Source organism: Campylobacter sp. TTU-622, from assembly GCF_016598965.1.
Taxonomy (GTDB): Bacteria; Campylobacterota; Campylobacteria; order Campylobacterales; family Campylobacteraceae; genus Campylobacter_D.
Genome location: NZ_JAENKR010000233.1, coordinates 1 through 395, shown reverse-complemented (window position 1 = coordinate 395; position 395 = coordinate 1). Strand labels below are relative to the sequence as shown.

General features: G+C 19.5%; 1 pseudogene. It reads right to left on the bottom strand.

Annotation, left to right across the window (positions count from 1 at the left end):
- A pseudogene (locus tag JG677_RS08635) lies at positions 1–354 on the bottom strand (polysaccharide deacetylase family protein); the annotation flags it as partial.
- Positions 355–395: the final 41 nt, after the last annotated feature.

Below are 395 nucleotides of genomic sequence, written 5' to 3'. Positions count from 1 at the left end.
CCCCCCATATCGTCCTAAAAGATAATGAATCCTATGAACATCTAAAGCTTTTTTTTGATGTAAAATTCTTGTTGGAATAAAAAATAAACCAAATAAATTTCTTTTTAAAAGCTCAAAAAAAACAAAATTATAATGATCAATAAGTCCATCATCAAAAGTTAATAAAATCTTATTTTTAAGTTTCTCAAAATAATTTATATCTTTTTTTAATTTGATAAAATCTTCATATCGAACAAAACCAAAATTTTTTTCAAAAAAATCAAGTTGTTTGCAAAAATTTTTAAAAGATAAATACCTTAAAAAAGGTAAATCTTTAGTTTTTTCTCTTATATAATGATACATTATAATTTTCATTTACTATCCTCAACTTTATTTGAAAAAAATAATATTATAAA